Raw genomic sequence first — 14349 nt, 5'->3', positions numbered from 1 at the left:
CCGACCGCGTGGCCGAGCAGGTAGGCCGTCAGCGGCGCGCCGGGTCTACGACCACGCCTCGTTCGGCGCGAGCGACGGCGAGCCGCGCCAGGAGGTCGACCCCTGGACACAGATCCAGGGATACCGGGACGCCATCACCTTCCTGTGCACGCGTCCCGAGGTGGACGCCGAGCGCATCGGGGTTTTCGGGTCGAGCTTCTCAGGCGGGCACGTGCTCGTCGTCGGGGCGATCGACCGGCGGGTCAAGGCCGTCTACTCGCAGGTGCCGGTCATCAGCGGCGGGACGACCCTGTCGCGGTTCATCCCCAGCGAGGCGCTCGCCGAGGTGCGCAGGAGCTTCGACGCCGACCGGCTCGCCCGGTTCGACGGCGAGGCGCCGGCGATGATCCCCCTCATCACCGCGACCCCCGGGGAGCCCGCCGCGATGGCCGACCGGGAGACCTACGAGTGGTACCAGACGATCGAGCCGGAGCGCCTGGCGACCTGGCGCAACGAGGTCACGCTCCGGTCGGTGGAGGCGATCGCCGGCTACGAGCCGGGCGACTACGTCGCCCGCATCTCCCCCACACCGCTCATGCTCGTCGTCGCCCAGCACGACATCCTCACTCACAGCGACCTGGCCTTCGCCGCCTACGAACGGGCCCTGCACCCCAAGCGGCTCGTCACCTTGCCCGGCGGCCACTTCGTCGTCTACAACCAGGAGTTCAAGAACACGCTCGCGCTCATGACCGAGTTCTTCCTCCAGCACCTCGCCCCCCGGACGACCGCCTGACCGACCACCCCGCCCCGGGCGCTCCGCCCCGGTTGGTCTCGGCGGGTGGGAGGCGCCGTTGCGGTCGAGCCGGCCGGCGTGGGGATGTCGGTGTGACCGTCAGCAGAACACCTTGCCCGCGAGGGCGTAGAGCTTGTCGGCCGAGGGCGGCGAGGAGCCGAGGTTGACCGACAGGTTCATCTGCCGCCCGTCGTCGGAGCGGAGCGCGTAGGTGGTGTAGCCGATGAGCTGGCCGCTGTGCCCGATCATGCGCTTGCCGCAGGGCAGTGCGTACTCCTGGAGCCCGAGCCCGTAGGCGAACCCGGCGCCGGTGGGCCGGGCCGCACGCATCGCGGCGAGCGTCGCGGGCGACAGCAGGCGTCCGCCGAGCAGGCCGTCGAGGAACCGGCCGAGGTCCCGGGTGGTAGAGATCATCTCGCCGGCCGCCCAGTCGAGGGAGGGGTTCATGCGCGTGGCGTCCACGGTCCGCCCGTCCGGCAGCAGCGCGTAGCCGTGCGCGTGCGGGCGGGGGAGCCCGGGCCGGTTACCGGGAACGATCGTCTGCGTCAGCCGGAGCGGGCGCAGCACACGCTCTTCCACCTCCTTCCCGTAGGGCCGCCCGGTCAGCCGCTCGATCAGCTTCCCCACGACCACGTAGTTGGTGTTGGAGTATTTCCAGGTGACGTCCGGGGGATTCTGGGCGGGGACGCGGAACGCCTGCGCGAGGAGCCGGTCGGGCCTGTAGCCGCGGAACCGCTGCGCCCCGCGCCAGCGGTTGGTGGACCACCCCGGGTCGCTCATGTAGTCGCGAAGCAGACTGGTGTGCTGGAGGACCTGCCGCACCGTGATGCGCTCGCCGTCCGGCACGACACCGGGCAGGTGCTCGGCCACCGGGTCGTCGAGCCGCAGCCGTCCCTCGTCGACGAGCTGCAGCAGGACGGTCGCCGCGAACGTCTTGGTGACGCTGCCGATCCGGAAGTACCCGGCCGGATCGGCCGGCCGCCCCGTCCGGACGTCGGACACGCCCGCCGCACCGGACCACTCGCCCCCGCCCGCGGTCCGCACGCGCAGCAGAACGGCCGTGGCCGCCCTGGTCTTCACCAGGTCGTCCAACATCGCCTGGAATCCGTCCTGGGACGCAGGGGTCCGGTCGGACCGCGACTGCGCCGTACGCGCGTCGGGAGCGGCGAGGAAGACCGCGGCCGCCGCGAAGGTCGCCGCCGCACCGGGCATCGCGAGAGCCGTCCACCGAGAAATTTTGATCACGGATGAACGCTACGGAGCCGGGTCCCTTGCCGCCCATGCGGACGACCGCCCGGCCCTTTGCGGAGAACCGCACCCGCCGCGCTGCGGACTTCCGCTTCGACAACGTCATCGGTCGGCCTGGTCGTCGGGCGGGGGGCGCCGTGGCGGCTGCCAGGTGGTGCTGGTCGTCCAGATGCCGTAGGCCATGGCGAGCACGGCGACGAAGATGATCGCCAGGCGCGGCGGGGTCGTCCTGATCTGCTCGTGGAACGCGGTGAGCCCGATGATGACGGAGACCAGCGGCTCGCCGAGCGTCATCGCCGTCAGCGGCGATGCCAGCGAACTGTGCTGGAACGCGCTCTGGTTGAGCTGCATCCCGACGAGGCCGGTGCCGATGAGCGCGTACATCTCCCAGTGCAGCGGGAGCGTGAGCGGACGGGTCGCCAGGATGTCCGTGCAGCTCTTGAGCAGTGCGGCGGAGAACCCGAACAGGACGCCGGTGGCCAGCCCCACGGAGGCGCCCGAGCGCGAGCCCCTGGTCGTGAAGTGCGACAGGGCCAGCAGGCCGATCACGGTCACCGCGACGAGCCCGCCGCAGGCGAACCACGCGGCGCCGCTCGGATGTCTGATGCCGCCCTGCGGGGCGGCCGCGACCAGGAAGGCGACCAGCCCCGCCGTGGCCAGCGCCGCCCCGCGCAGGTCGCGCCGGTGGGGTCGGCGCCGGTTGAGCGCGGCCTCCATCGGCACCGACAGCGGCAGCCCCGCGACCTGGACGGGCTGGACGAGGACCAGCGCGCCGATCTGCAGCGCGGTGGCGTGCAGGGCGACCCCGACCAGGTCCGTGAGCTGCCCGCCGATCCAGATCGGATAGTGCATCAGCCGCCACAGCAGCCGCACGTCGAACAGCCCGTGCCGCACCTCGTGGAACGCGGCGTGGTGCTGGAGCGCCGCCGCGAACCCGAAGAACACCGAGGCGGCCAGGGCGATCGCGACCGCCAGGACGTTCACTCGGACCGGCCGGAGCGTCCGCCGCCCGGGCCGCCGTGGCCGTCGCGTCTCCGGCGCAAGTGATCACGAAGCCGCCAGACGACGACGGCGAGCACGACCACAGCGACGATCACGATCGCGGTGATCCGCCCGGCGACGTGCTCGACCCGGGCGTAGGCGTGCCCGGCGAAGTATCCGAGCAGCGTGAAGGTCACGCCCCAGACCAGGCCTCCGGCGGCGTTGTAGAGCAGGAACACCCGGCCGGGCATCCCCGAGACCCCGGCCAGCGCGGGCATGATCGCGCGGAAGAACGCGATGAACCGCCCGGCGAAGACGGCGGCACCGCCCCGGCGCCGGATCAGGTCGCGGGCGCCGTCCACGCGGTCGCGGTGGCGGCGGAGCGGACGGCTGTCCAGGATCGGCTGCCCGGCATGGCGCCCGATCTGGTACCCGGCGAAGTCCCCCGCGATCGCCGCCAGGACCACGATCACGGCGAGCCACACGACCGAGACCTTCTGCTGAGCGGCCAGCGCCCCGCCGAGGACGACGGCCGTCTCACCGGGCAGCACGAAGCCGAAGAACAGGGCGTCCTCGCAGAACACGAGCCCGCCGACGACCCCGTAGACGACGGGCCCGGACAACCCGGCCACCCACGACACGACCGAGGCGAACAAACCCAACGCCTCCATCCAGATCTCTGGACGCCGGCAGCGCTCCGGGCCCGCCGACACCTCCCCTACCGGCCCTTCCCCTTCCCAGGATCAGTACCCCCACCGGCCGGGCCTCCCGCTCGACGATCGCCGCGGCCCCGCGGAGGTCGTCCCACCAGTTCTCCGGACGGCGCTGCTCGACGTGCAGCGGCGCCACCAGGACGGCCATCGCGACGAGCGGCACGAACCACGTCCGGTAGGGCAGCCGGGCGAGACCCGCGGCGGCCGGCAGCGCCATGGCGGGGAGGCTGCCGATCACGTAGCGGCTCGTGTAGAAGGGATGGAGTTGGGAGACCAGGAGCAGCACAGTCGCGGGCAGCAGCAGCCACGGGACGGCCAGTGCCCGCAGGCCGATCGGGCCGCGGCGCCGCGCCGTGACCAGTCCCACCGCCATGGCGGCGCCGAGCAGGTACGCCACGATCCGGGGGCCGGTGAACGCCTCGGCCAGATAGAGCACGTCGCCATCCCGGGCGCGTCAGCCAGTCGAGGGCGTTGCGCTGGGTCACGGCCAGCGCGATCAGCGGGCTCACCGCGAGCACCGCTCCCGCCGTGGCGGCGCACCACCGGCGCAGCATCGTCCTGGTGCGGCGCGTCATCAGCAGGGTCGCCAGATGGCGGGCAGGACGAGCAGTGCGAACAGATGGACCAGCCCCAGCAGGGCGACGCCCGCGCCGTAGGCGGCGTACCGGCGCCGGGAGCCCCGTTCCGCAAGGTCCACGAACAGCACGGTCAGCCACACGGTGAGCGCCGCGACCAGGGAGTAGGACCGGGCCTCGTGCGCGTAGTGGCTGGCGAACGGGGCCGCGGCGCAGAGCAGCCCGGCGACCAGCCCCACGGGCACGGACATGATCCTGCGGCCGAGGACGGTGATGCCCGCCGCCGTGGCCGCGAACGCCGCGATCGAGGGGAGCCGCAGCGCGAACTCGCCGGCCCCGAACGCCTGCACGACGCAGTGCATGAGCAGGTAGTAGGCGGCGTGGACGGCGTCGATGTGCCACGCGCACCACAGGATGTCGGGGATCGAGCGGCGGGCGATCTCGGACGTGATCGCCTCGTCGCGCCACAGCGGCAGCCCTCCGGCGCCCCAGAGGCCCATCGCCAGCGCCGGCAGGGCGGGCGCCAAGGGAAGGAGCCAGGCCCTCCGCCGCTCTCGCCCCGCCTCCCCGCGCCGACCTGCGACTTCGGTGGGCGGGCCGGGACGCCCGGCCGTCGCCGGGCGTTCGCCGGGCAGAAGATCCAGTTTTGAGTTCACGCCAAGAGACGCGGAAAGCCCCGCGATGTTGCATCCCCCGGCCCTTGTTCACCATCGCCGCCACCGGCGCAGCTCCGGCCCGCCTGACCTCGGCCAGACGGCTAGTGCCCACGGCGCGGCCTTGCCCGGCCAGGTCAAGTTCCGGTGCTGGACGCGTCGACGGCCGCCTGGACGGTGGGATAGACGTGCCTCAGCTCCGCCCTGGCTCCGGCGGTGCGCAACACGTCCCGGACCTGGCCCACATCGCCGGCCAGCAGGAGCCTGACTCCGCGGGCCTCCAGCTCCTCGGTCAGCTCGTCGAGCATGCGTACCGCGCTGACGTCGACGAAGGGGACCGTCTCGGCATCGATCACGACTGCCGTCGCCCCCTCCCGGCCGGCGGCGCTCCGCACCGTGGACCGGATCCGCTCGGCGTTGGCGAAGTAGATGCCCGCCTCGACGCGCAGCACGACCACCCCCGGGATCCTGCGGCCGTCCGTATGCCTGTCGAGCGCGGCGAAGTGCCCGTCCTCCGGCAGCCGCCCCAGTTCGCTGATGACCGGGCGCGACGAGCGGTAGAGGAGCAGGAGCAGCGAGACGCCGATGCCGATGAAGAGGCCGGGCAGCGTGTCGAAGATCATCACCCCGAGCATCGCGGCGACCGCGGTGACGAAGTCGGGCCGCGCGGCGACCCCGTAGGCCCGGCCCAGCCTGCGGGTGAAGACGCGGTGGAGGGCGACCAGCGAGGGGATGTCGACCAGCTCGACCACCGCCGCGACCACGACGCCCGCGAGCACCGCCTCGGGGAGCCTCTCGAAGAGGCCGGTGAGGAAGAGCAGCGTGACCAGGGTGAGGAGGGCGACGAAGACCCCGGACAGCTGGGTGCGTGCGCCCGCCGACCAGTTCACGGCGGTCTTCGAGAGGCTGCCGTTGACGACCATGCCGCCGGACAGGCCGGCGCCCAGGCCGGCGGCCCCGAGCCCGATCAGCTCGCGGTCGGCGTCGACCTCGTAGTGGCCGCGGACGGCGTAGCTCTTCGCCGCCGCGAGTCCCTCGGCGAAGGCGACGAGCAGCACGCCGACACTTCCGGCGGCGAGGCCGCCGAGGGCGTCCACCGAGACGTCGGGGAAGCCGAACGGGGGCGGCCCGGTCTCGATCCCACCGACGACGGCGACACCGCGGTGCTCCAGATCGAAGGCCTTCGCCGCCGCGATCCCCAGCGCCACCGCGAGCAGCGAGCCCGGCACGAACGGGGCGACCCGCCTGAGGACGAGGATCAGAAGGAGGCTGCCCCCGCCGACCATGAGGGTGAGGCCACTGGTCTGGCCGAGGTCCCCGATCAGGACCCAGACCTTCTCGAAGAAGTCCCCCGGCGCGGCCTCGACGCCGAACAGCTTCGGCAGCTGTCCCGCGATGATCGTCAGTGCCAGGCCGACGATGAAGCCCTTCAGGACCGGCTCGGAGATGAAGCTCGCGAGGAAGCCGAGGCGCAGCAGTCCGGCGAGGAGCCCCGCGACGCCCACCGTGACGGCCAGGGCCGCCGTCATCGCGGTGCGGGCGTCCGCGCTCGCACCGCCTGCGGCCTCACCGACGATCGCCGCCGAGAGCGCGGCCGTCGCCGCCATCGGCCCGACCACCAGGTGCCTGGAACTGCCGAAGGCGGCGTAGAGGACCAGGGCCGCGGGCGCGGCGTAGAGGCCGACCACGGGCGAGACGCCGGCGATCGTCGCGTAGGCGAGCGCCTCGGGCACGAGGACCGCCCACACCGTCACCCCGGCCAGGGCGTCCCGCCCCAGCCACTGCCGCCGGTATCCCCGCAGCGAGGGGAACAGCCCGAGCATGCTCGGCCTCATCAGGAGGAGAGGTCGCTGATGGCGTTGCCCGCCAGCTTCGCGGCGAGGATCAGGCAGATCACGGTCATGATCGCCGAGTTGTGCCGCTCCATCCAGAGCTTGAGGTCGTCGAGGATGTGCTGGGAGCGCTCCTTGAGGACGAAGTAGAGCACGACCGGCGCTCCGGTCCCGGTCGCCCCGATCACGACGAAGACCGCGAGGGCCGCGGCCTGCGCGCCGGCCGAGGTGTCCGTCCGCGCGATCGCCGCCGCCGCGGCGATCACGAGGAGCAGGTTCTTCGGGTTGACGGCCGCCAGCGCGAACCCGAGCGCTCCCGCCTTGACCGGTGTGAACGAGTCGACGGTGCGCATCCACTTCGGCAGCGACACCTGCTCGTCGCCGCGCGGACGGCCGCGCCACTCCCTCACCGCCACCCCCAGCAGCAGCACGCCGAGCGCCAGGTCGAGCGCGCTGACCCAGTCGGCCGGCTGCCCCTGGTCGCCCGGGCCCGCGCCGCCCGAGGCCAGCAGCACGATCGCGCCGACCAGGGACAGGCCCAGGATCCAGCCGAGGAGCAGCGCCGGCCCGTTGGAACGCGCCCGGGGAGTCGCGAGCATCAGCACCACACCGATGATCGGGAACGGGCTCAGCGCCACGCCGACGCCGTACGACAGGATCTGACCGATCGCCTCGCCCACGGCCGCCTACCTCACACCGGTTCGACCTCGCCCGGCCGCCAACTCCGGTCGAACCAGCCTTCGAGCGGGCCGTAGAGGCGCAGGACGACGAACCATCCCTTGCCGGGGACCGTCTGGATCCAGTTCGCCTCCCCGCCCGGCGGCGCGGCCGGGCCGAAGTGGACGACCGTGTCGCCGCGGTCATCGGCCCGCACGGCGTCCGAAAGGCTGTTGACGCTCGGGTAGGGGTCGCCGGTGCGCAGCAGCGACCGCGTCTGGGGGTCGTAGACGTCCACGGCCCAGAAGTCCTTCGCCGGGATGTCCTTGGGAAGGGTGAGCGTGTAGCTCTTCTCGCCGTCGAGCCAGGCGCCGGTGGAGTCCTCCGCCGTGTAGGCGTACTGCGATCCGGCCCCGACCGTCGCCCTCGCCATCGCCGGGGTGATCACGAGCGCCCCGTGGTGGAAGACGGCGCGAGCGTCCAGGAGCCGCGCACCCTGCGGTGAGAGGAACTCGTGGCTTCCGGAGGGGAACATGTTCTTCCACGAGCTGCCCGAGTAGTAGTAGAAGCCCGGGTCGCGCGGTTTGAAGGTCAGCGTCCGCACGAGGCCCGACCCGACCCGCGCGGCGGTGTCGAGGATCGAGCGCATGCGGTCGTCCGGCCGGAAGGGCCGGCCGGGCACGATGCCGATCGAGGCGAGCTGTCCCGCGCGCTCGGGGTCGAGCGCCTCGGGCGGCTCCTCCTGAACGATCTCGTCGACCTCCTCGAAGAACGAGAAGTCGTTGGCGGGGACCGTGGTGAAGACGGAGTCGGCGAAGTCGACGAAGCGCTGCTCGGGCGGGTCGGCCGCGGCCGAGAGCGGGTACATCCGCGTCTTGAGCAGGCTCTCGACGCCCCCCAGCACGCGGAGCGCCGCCCAGCAGGAGAAGGTCGGCGACCGCGAGACGAAGTAGCCGTCCGGGACGTCGCCGTCGTGGCCGGGGGGCAGGAAGAGGTACCTGCCTCCCTTGCCCGCGTCGGGTCCGGCGATCCCCATGTCGGCGACGTAGCGCTGCCAGAGATCGTCGACGACGCTCAGCGAGCCCTCCGGCGCCTCGATCACCGTCGGGCCGTCCTGATCGAGTGCCAGGAAGGCCATCCCGTACGTGGTCTCGGTGTTCGCCGTGAGGATCAACGGCGCCGAGCCGCAGCGCGGGGCCGTGTAACCGATCGTCCGGGAGTCGACGCCGATGCTCCGCAGCCCGCGCCGCATCGCCACCATCGCCGCGCCGGGCAGGCAGTTGAGGAAGACGTCGATCCCACGCAGCAGGTCAAGCGCGTCATAGCTCCGGGCGACCGTGTCGGGCAGGGGCAGGCCGTCGAAGAAGCCCATCGGACCGAAGACCGAGTCCAGCCGGTCCGGGACGCCGATCGACGCGAGGGTCTCGGCTGATACGCCCGGGCTGGGCGCGTCGCTCAGGTGAGGCATCGCGTCAGCCCACCGCCTCGACCTCGCCCGGCCGCCAGGTCTTGTCGAAGAACGGCGGCAGCGGGCTGTAGAAGCGCAGGACCACGAACCATCCCTTGCCCGGCACGGTCTGGATCCAGTTGCCTTCAGGCACACCGTCGGGCCGGTCGGGCCCGAAGTGGACCGTGGTCGTGCCATCCGCGTCGGCGACCGCCGCCGGGGTCGGATAGTCCTGGCTGCCCGCCCGGGGGAAGCGCTGCGGCGTGGAGAGCATCGAGCGGGTCTGGTTGTCGTAGACGGTGCACGACCAGAAACGGGCGGCGGGAATGTCCGGCGGAAGCACCAGACGGTAGTGCCCGCCCCCGTCAAGGGCCCGGTCCTCCTGGTCCGCGCACGCGAACAGGTACTGCGAGCCGATGCCGGGCAGGGGCGCGGTGAACGCCGGGCTGATGCCCACGCCCAGGTACCACCACCAGTTCCGCAGGTTGAGCTTGCGGGCGCCGTCGCTCGCACGGAGCTCGACGCCCCGGTCGGTGATGTCCGGGGGCGGGGTCATGAAGTCGTACCCGGCCGGGAGCAGGCCGTTGATCCACTGGGAGGACGCACCGTAGAAGTGCGCCCCCTCCTCCGGACGCAGGCGGCAGGCGAGGGTGCGGGCCGTCGCGTTCCCCACCGCGGCCGCCTCGGCGAGGATCTTCCGCATCCGCGGATCCGGCTGGAAGGGCCGTCCCTTGGCGATCCCGATCGCGGCCAGCGCACCGGCGATCTCGGGGTCGAGCGCCTCGACCGGCTGATCGTGCACGAGCTCGCTCGCGAGGTCGAAGTACGTCGAGTCCGCGGGCGGGATCGTGTTCACGGCGAACCCGGTGCCCTCGACGAAGCGCGGCGGGTCGGGCCTGCGGAGCGCGGCGGTCCACGTCTGAGCGGTCCACGGCGACGGCGGGGCCGCGCCCCCCATGACGATCTCCCCGATGCTCGTCCCGAAGAACCCGGGGGCGTAGCGGTGGATGCGCAGCCCCTCCTTGATGCGCTCGACCGCGGGCCTCGGGTCGTCGTTCTCCAGGAACGCTCGCCCGCCCAGGAGGAGCCGCGTGGTGCGGGTCGGCTGGGGGAAGAAGCCGCCCTCCGGAAGAGGACCCTCATACCCGGGCGGCACGAAGAGGTACTTGCCGCCGGCCCCGCGATCCGGCCCCGCCATTCCCGGATCCGCGACCCAGCGGAACCACATGTCGTTGACGAAACAGAGGGAGAGGGGCGGCATCTCCACGACCAGCGGCCCCTCGGTCAGGTCGAGGAACGTCACGAAGTAGACGGTGTCCGCGTTTCCCGTGAGCACGAGCGTCTCGGGATCCATGAACTCCGAGAAGAGCAGGACGTCGTGGTCCATGACGCCGGCATCGAGGAAGCCCCTGCGCGCCGCCCACACATTGACCCCGGAGTACGCGTCGAGGAAGGCCCGGACGGCGTGCAGATGGTCCAGATGGTCGTAGACGCGCTCGGCGGTCTCGGCGGTGGGCCTGCCCAGCGGGAACTCCAGAGTCCCCAGACCCGTCTCCACCCGCTCGGGCGTCGAGAGCGACTCCATGACCTGTGGCGGGATCCGTCCGGCTTGCTGCATGGCATCGCTCCGTTCTCGGGAGAGGTCTCCTCTCGCCCACGGGGCCGTACCTGCCGCAGACCACAATAAACACAACGCCCTAATTCATTGTTTTCATATTACTCGGCAGGCCGCGGAGATGCCGGGCCAAAAAGCTTGAGCCAATGGTTTCTTCAAAGAAGAACGCTCGGAGTTGACCGGACAGGCCTTGCAGGAAGATGGGTCGGCCAGGGGGATGGTGAGCCACGCCAGGCGGGGTCGGCGCCTTCAGCTCGTCTGGCGCCGCTTCTTCCATTCGGCGACGACGGCCACGACATGTTTGCGGATGTCGTCACTGCGGTCGGCGCTGCCGTTGACCTCACGGCACGCCTCGCCGTACTCGTCCCACAGGACGTCGTCGGCGAGGCGGAACCTGCGTTGCGGGTTGCCCGGTGTAGGCATGTCAGCCGCCGAGCTTCACGACCAGCGAGCGCAGGTGCTGCGTCGCGGCGTTCTCCCGGCCGCGCTTCACCCACGCTGCGATGTGTTCGCTGACCAGCTCGGCGAGGCTCGCACGCTCGTCATCGCTGAGCTCGACCGTGGTCGTGGTGCTGGTCCGGCAGTCGTAAGCCGTGAAGAGGATGTCTCCGACCGCCTGCTCGGCCGCAGGCGGCTTGCGGTTGCGCTGAGCATGCCACCCGGCGCTGCTGTTGACGACGCCCCAGCCATGCAGGGCCTCGTAGTTGGTGAGTTCGAGCCTCATGGGCCGATGCCTCTCGCTGAAAGGGTGTGGCCACACCCTGCTCCTCACCTTACGCGGGTCTGGCCGCAAGACCGGCCGGACGACACGCCCCAGCACGTCCGGGGCCCTCTCACGCGTGCCGGCGCCTCGGGCTTCGTCGCGCCGGCGGTTGCGTCGGCGAGGGCGCCCGGGTGATGCTGCTGGCCGGACCCCGCAGCGTCAACAGTTTTGGTGACTCATGGACGTGGTCAGCTTCGCCGCCATTCCGCCGAAAGACCGGTTCGCTTTCTGGCGCGAGATGAGCTCGAAGATGTGGATGCCGCTTGATGCCCGCAGCGAGCCGCATCTGGAGGGCACCTTTCAGGCCCATGTCGCTCTGGGCGGGCTCGGCTCCGTGCAGGCGACCCTGTTGAGTGCGAAGTCTCTGACGATCCAGCGCACGCACAGGCTCATCCGCCAGTCCGACCCGGAGACCTTTTTCGTGACCTGCGTTGTGCGTGGTCACGCCACAGGGGAACAAGCCGATCGGGATGCGGAACTGCGTGCCGGGGATCTGATGCTCCGTGACAGCTCGCGTCCCTACCTGACCAGGTTCGGATCGGCGGACCCTGCGGGCGGCCAACTGCTCTCGTTGCAGTTCCCGCGGTCGGTGCTGCCCCTGCCCGAGCGGGGCCTGCGGGAGCTCAGCGGGGTCCGGATCCGGGGCGATCAGGGTGTCGGCGCGCTGGCTTCGCAGTACCTGCTGGAGCTGGCTCGGCGCCTAAGCCAGTTCAGTGCGGCCGAGGCCATGCGAGTGTCCGCCCTGACTCTGGACGTCCTGGCCGCCGCGCTGGCCAGCGCGCTGGACGCCGACAGCGACGTACCTCTGGGCAGCCGACGGCGCGCGCTGCTCGCCCAGATCCACGCCTTCATCCGGGCGAACCTGGGCGACGTGCACCTGACCCCGGGGGCGATCGCCTCCGCCCACCACATCTCGTTGAGCTACCTGCACCAGTTGTTCCAAGCCGAAGAGCACACCGTCGCGGGCTGGATCCGCGAGCGCCGCCTGGAGCAGTGCCGCCGCGATCTGAGCGACCCGCTCCTCGCCGCCACGCCGATCGGCGCCATCGCGGCTCGCTGGGGTTTCACCAGTCCGGCCCACTTCAGCCAGGCCTTCCGCGCCGCCTATGGCCTGTCACCCCGTCAGTTCCGCCGAACGGCCGCGATCGGTTCCTCATAGGCCCCTGCCGTGTCACCGTCCAGGTCGGACGGCCGTGGCCCCGACCTCGGCCGTTCCTACGAGAGGTGGGAGGTCGGCCAGCCGGCGGGTCGGTCCGCGAGCACGGGAACGTTCCGCGCGCCTTCGAGACGTCGGCGAAGTTGACCCCGGCGGCGGTGACGCGGACCAGGACCTCGGCCTGGCCGGGGCTCGGCACCGGCGCGTCGATGATCAGACGCATGTCCCGCGGGCCGTTGAGGGTGGTCTGCTGCAGCGCACGCATAGTCGCGGGAACGCTCATCGGCGATCGGCCTTTCCTTCTCGGTGTGCATGAGAGAGACCGACCGGCCCGCCGCGCGGGCCGCGCCTCCCAACATGTAGACCTCGCGCCCCGCCGAAAGGAATCGGCCGAGACTTCGAGTACACCTGGAGGGGCTTCGCGGACGTCCAGGCGCTGCCGCCTTCCGAAGTTCAAGTAAACGTTAGTGTTTTTTAGACGGGCCGTGCGGCTTTTGGGCTACGGTCCTGACGTGGCTGAGGACCTCGGGCGAAGGTTGCTGGGCCGGTACCGGCTCATGGATCCACTGGGACGCGGCGGTATGGGCACCGTCTGGCGCGCGCATGACGAGCGGCTCGGCCGCCAGGTCGCGGTCAAGGAACTGCGGCTGCCCGAGGGTCTGGACGCCGAGGAGCGCGACGCGTGGACGGCGCGGGTCGACCGGGAGGCGCGGGCGGCGGCCCGGCTCCGGCACCCGGGCATCGTCACCGTCCACGACCTCGTCACGACCGATGACGGGCAACCTTGGATCATCATGGAACTGGTGCCCGGTCCGTCGTTGGCCGATGTGCTCGCCGAGCACGGTCCCCTTCCGCCGGACCGCGCCGCCGCGCTCGGCGCGGGGGTTCTGGACGCGTTGCGCGCGGCCCACCAGGCGGGCATCGTCCATCGCGACATCAAGCCCGCCAACGTGCTGCTGGAAGGTGACCGGGTCGTCCTGACCGACTTCGGCATCGCCGCCGTCGAGGGCGACGCGACCCTGACGCGTTCCGGCGCACTCCTCGGGACCCCCGCGTACATGTCCCCCGAGCAGGTCCGCGGCCTGCCCGCCGGGGCGGAGTCGGACCTGTGGTCGCTGGGGGCGACCTTGCACACCGCGGTGGAAGGCCGTCCGCCTTTCGCGGGCACCAGTCCCGGGGCCGTTCTCGTCGCCGTCGCGACCGAGGAGCCCGCTCCCGCTCCCCACGCCGGTCCCCTCGCACCTGTTCTGCAGGGCCTGATGCGCAAGAGCGCGGCCGAACGCATGCCGCTTGACCAGGCGCAGCGGATGCTGAACTCGCTCGCGTCCCGACCGGCCGGGCCCGCTCCCGCGCCGGTTGCCGGATCCGCGGGCGGCGCCGCACCACCGCCACCGGGCCAGGCCCCCTGGCCGCCGGCGCCTGAACCGGCGACGCGCGTGACGCGCCCGAGCGGACGCCACGGCCGCTGGCCGGGGTTCGTCATCGCAGGCGCGGCGGCACTGTTGATGATCGCGGTGCTGCTGCCCTGGCAGACGGTGACCGTCTCCATCGCGCAGTTCCCCCGCGACATGACGGCCACCTCCGCCGGAATCGATCTGGTCTGGGGACGGGTGACGCTGCTGTGCGCGGCGGCGGCCGCCGTGCTGGGCGTGCTCGGCGGCGTCCGGTCCAGGGGCCGGCTCGCGGCGACGGCGGCGGGGCCGGCGCTGGTCGGCCTGCTCATGCTGGCCACCGCGGCCGTCCTGCCCAAGATCAGGAAGCCGGCGGTCCCGGAACCGGGAACGCTGCCTCCGGCGCTGCACCAGATGGTGAAGGACCACACCGAGACCTCCGTGGGACTCGGGTGGAGCCGTCGGCCCCCATCCAGCTCGCCCCCATGGCGACGCCCTGGACGACGGCGCCGAAGACGGCACCGATGACGATCGAGATCACTCGGA

At 71.8% G+C, this 14349-nt stretch carries 14 protein-coding genes; 3 read left to right on the top strand and 11 right to left on the bottom strand.

Annotated features, from left to right (window positions below; all coding sequences use genetic code 11):
* The coding region (locus AB0C69_RS23125; protein ID WP_360356738.1) for an acetylxylan esterase at nucleotides 1-772 on the top strand (772 nt) is incomplete at its 5' end.
* 99 nt (nucleotides 773-871) lie between these two features.
* Here AB0C69_RS23125 and AB0C69_RS23120 read toward each other — a convergent pair.
* The 11 genes from AB0C69_RS23120 to AB0C69_RS23070 all read right to left on the bottom strand — a co-directional run bounded on the left by AB0C69_RS23120 (nucleotide 872) and on the right by AB0C69_RS23070 (nucleotide 11217).
* Nucleotides 872-2017 (bottom strand): serine hydrolase domain-containing protein, encoded by a 1146-nt coding sequence (locus AB0C69_RS23120; RefSeq protein WP_360356735.1) that lies wholly within the window; start codon nucleotides 2015-2017, stop codon nucleotides 872-874.
* A gap of 105 nt (nucleotides 2018-2122) precedes the next feature.
* On the bottom strand, nucleotides 2123-3004 hold the full coding sequence (locus AB0C69_RS23115) for a DMT family transporter (protein WP_360356732.1): 882 nt from the start codon (nucleotides 3002-3004) through the stop codon (nucleotides 2123-2125).
* Entirely contained in the window at nucleotides 3001-3624 is a 624-nt protein-coding gene (locus AB0C69_RS23110) for a DedA family protein (protein ID WP_360356729.1), read from the bottom strand. The genes AB0C69_RS23115 and AB0C69_RS23110 overlap by 4 nt, the downstream gene beginning before the upstream one ends.
* Nucleotides 3539-4150, bottom strand: coding sequence for a hypothetical protein (locus AB0C69_RS23105; protein ID WP_360356726.1), 612 nt, complete (start codon nucleotides 4148-4150; stop codon nucleotides 3539-3541). Before AB0C69_RS23105 ends, AB0C69_RS23110 begins: the two co-directional genes overlap by 86 nt.
* Before the next feature lie 138 nt (nucleotides 4151-4288).
* Nucleotides 4289-4816 (bottom strand): glycosyltransferase family 39 protein, encoded by a 528-nt coding sequence (locus AB0C69_RS23100; protein ID WP_360356724.1) that lies wholly within the window; start codon nucleotides 4814-4816, stop codon nucleotides 4289-4291.
* Between the two features lie 263 nt (nucleotides 4817-5079).
* Nucleotides 5080-6765 carry a SulP family inorganic anion transporter gene (locus AB0C69_RS23095; protein WP_360356721.1) on the bottom strand — a complete coding sequence of 562 codons (1686 nt, stop codon included), beginning with the start codon at nucleotides 6763-6765 and terminating at the stop codon, nucleotides 5080-5082.
* An 11-nt stretch (nucleotides 6766-6776) separates the two neighbouring features.
* A complete protein-coding gene (locus tag AB0C69_RS23090; protein ID WP_360356718.1) occupies nucleotides 6777-7454 on the bottom strand; it encodes a GAP family protein in 678 nt (225 codons plus the stop codon).
* Nucleotides 7455-7465: 11 nt separating this feature from the next.
* Nucleotides 7466-8899, bottom strand: a complete 1434-nt coding sequence (locus AB0C69_RS23085; RefSeq protein ID WP_360356715.1) for a DUF1254 domain-containing protein — start codon at nucleotides 8897-8899, stop codon at nucleotides 7466-7468.
* A 4-nt stretch (nucleotides 8900-8903) separates the two neighbouring features.
* Nucleotides 8904-10496 carry a DUF1214 domain-containing protein gene (locus tag AB0C69_RS23080; protein ID WP_360356712.1) on the bottom strand — a complete coding sequence of 531 codons (1593 nt, stop codon included), beginning with the start codon at nucleotides 10494-10496 and terminating at the stop codon, nucleotides 8904-8906.
* Nucleotides 10497-10742: 246 nt separating this feature from the next.
* Complete coding sequence (locus AB0C69_RS23075) at nucleotides 10743-10916, bottom strand: hypothetical protein (RefSeq protein ID WP_353833075.1); 174 nt, start codon at nucleotides 10914-10916, stop codon at nucleotides 10743-10745.
* A gap of 1 nt (nucleotide 10917) precedes the next feature.
* Complete coding sequence (locus AB0C69_RS23070) at nucleotides 10918-11217, bottom strand: hypothetical protein (RefSeq protein WP_345172601.1); 300 nt, start codon at nucleotides 11215-11217, stop codon at nucleotides 10918-10920.
* A 217-nt stretch (nucleotides 11218-11434) separates the two neighbouring features.
* Between AB0C69_RS23070 and AB0C69_RS23065 the strand changes: the two genes are divergently transcribed.
* Together AB0C69_RS23065 and AB0C69_RS23060 are read left to right on the top strand one after the other, a co-directional pair.
* The gene (locus AB0C69_RS23065) at nucleotides 11435-12415 is read left to right on the top strand and encodes a helix-turn-helix domain-containing protein (protein ID WP_360356709.1); all 981 of its coding nucleotides are present in this window, start codon (nucleotides 11435-11437) and stop codon (nucleotides 12413-12415) included.
* Nucleotides 12416-12924: 509 nt separating this feature from the next.
* Nucleotides 12925-14331 carry a serine/threonine-protein kinase gene (locus tag AB0C69_RS23060; protein ID WP_360356706.1) on the top strand — a complete coding sequence of 469 codons (1407 nt, stop codon included), beginning with the start codon at nucleotides 12925-12927 and terminating at the stop codon, nucleotides 14329-14331.
* The last annotated feature ends 18 nt before the right edge of the window (nucleotides 14332-14349 follow it).

It is taken from the genome of Actinomadura sp. NPDC048032, assembly GCF_040653175.1.
Classification (GTDB): Bacteria; Actinomycetota; Actinomycetes; order Streptosporangiales; family Streptosporangiaceae; genus Spirillospora; species Spirillospora verrucosospora.
The sequence above is the reverse complement of the archived record's forward strand: the minus strand, read 5'-3'. Positions and strand labels throughout refer to the sequence as shown.